This window comes from Mesorhizobium sp. B1-1-5 (genome assembly GCF_006443065.1).
GTDB lineage: Bacteria > Pseudomonadota > Alphaproteobacteria > Rhizobiales > Rhizobiaceae > Mesorhizobium.
On record NZ_VFWS01000320.1, the window covers coordinates 1 to 1623 of the forward strand.

General features: G+C 65.1%; 2 protein-coding genes and 1 pseudogene. All 3 read left to right on the forward strand.

Annotated features, from left to right (window positions below):
- Positions 1-158, forward strand: a pseudogene (locus tag FJ980_RS35605) (competence/damage-inducible protein A); the annotation flags it as partial.
- Positions 159-239: 81 nt separating this feature from the next.
- Complete coding sequence (locus FJ980_RS30880; protein WP_140547345.1) at positions 240-1073, forward strand: universal stress protein; 834 nt, start codon at positions 240-242, stop codon at positions 1071-1073.
- A 113-nt stretch (positions 1074-1186) separates the two neighbouring features.
- The coding region (gene gpt / locus FJ980_RS30885) for a xanthine phosphoribosyltransferase (protein ID WP_140547346.1) at positions 1187-1623 on the forward strand (437 nt) is incomplete at its 3' end.

Below are 1623 nucleotides of genomic sequence, written 5' to 3' on the forward strand. Positions count from 1 at the left end.
AAGCGCATCCGGACACGTTCATCTGCTTCTATCCCAAATACGGCGACTGCAAGTTCTGGACCTAACTGGTGGTCCGTGCCCGCAGCCAGCAGGCCCTGGACGCTGCGCGCGCCGATGTTGAGGCGATGGTGGCCGGCTTTGCCAGCAGCGCGAGCTGATCCGGTCCAGGCCGGAACCAAGCACAACGCCGCGACGTTTCCTTGCCGCGGGCGGATCGCTCGCAAAATGAGGGGATCACCATGCGCTGCAAGACGATCGTCGCCATTCTGCAGAACGAGCAGGACGCGGAGCGCGTGCTCGACTTCGCCATTCCGCTTGCCGGCCGCTTCCAGAGCCATCTGATCGGCATCCACGCCGAAGCGCTTCCGGTGCCCTACACCTCGGCCACCGGCTTCCCCGACACCGAGTTCCTGCAGGTTTCGGCCGACATGAACCGTGAACGGGCCGAAAAGCTGCGGGCCGCGTTTCTCAGGCATATCGAGAATTCCGGCCTGTCCTTCGAATGGCACAGCCTGGAGAGTTTTTCCGGCGACAGCGCCCTGACCGGCATTTCAAGCGTGCGTGCCGCCGACCTGATCATCGCCGCGCAGCGCGAGACGGGCGGCGATGCGAGCGCCGACGTCGACACACTGGTCTACGACGCCGGACGGCCGGTGCTGGTAGTGCCGCACCTGGGTCCGCTGATCACCACCTTCAAGCGTGTGCTGCTTGCCTGGAACGGCAGCAAGGAGGCCGCACGCGCCGCCTTCGATGCGCTGCCCTTCATCATCGAGGCCGACAAAACCGACATTCTGGTCATCGATCCGCCGGACACGCTCGATGAACGCCCCGAGGCCGCCGGAGCGGAAATCGCTTCCGCCTTGTCGCGTCATGGCGCCAGCGTGAGTGTCTCGGTGCAGAGATCGGGCGGCACCTCGGTCGACGAGGTGATCCAGACCAGGATCGCGGAGACCGGCGCCGATTTGCTGGTGCTTGGCGCCTACAGCCACTCGTGGCTGCGCCAGCTCCTGTTCGGCGGAGTGACGCGCTCCGTGCTGCGCACCGCGCCGGTGGCGGCTTTCCTGTCGCGGTAAGTTCACAGTGTCGTTTGCGGCCGCTCTTGCCAAGCGCGAGGTTTTCCAGTTACTTCCGCGCGCATTCCCCTGTTTTCTGCGCGCGACCGCGCGTGCTGCGGAGTGCGCGAAAGATGTCCCTTCCCGAAAAAGCCTTTCCGGTCTCCTGGGACCAGTTCCACCGCGATGCGCGCGCGCTCGCCTGGCGGCTTGCCGGCACCAACAAGGCGCAATGGAAAGCGATCGTCTGCATCACGCGCGGCGGCCTCGTGCCGGCGGCGATCATCTCGCGGGAGCTTGGCATACGCGTTATCGAGACGGTCTGCGTCGCCTCCTATCATGACTACAGCAGCCAGGGTCAGCTGCAGGTGCTGAAGGAGGTCACGCCGGCCCTGCTAGCCGACGACGGCGCGGGCGTGCTGATTATCGACGACCTGACCGACACCGGCAAGACGGCTGGCATCGTGCGCGCCATGATGCCGAAGGCGCATTTCGCCACCGTCTACGCCAAACCGAAGGGGCGGCCGCTGGTCGATACTTTCGTCACCGAGGTCAGTCAGGATACCTGGAT

Excerpts from the sequence above, each read along its gene's own strand:
- FJ980_RS30880 (WP_140547345.1), top strand. The coding sequence starts at position 240 with ATGCGCTGCAAGACGATCGTCGCCATTCTGCAGAACGAGCAGGACGCG.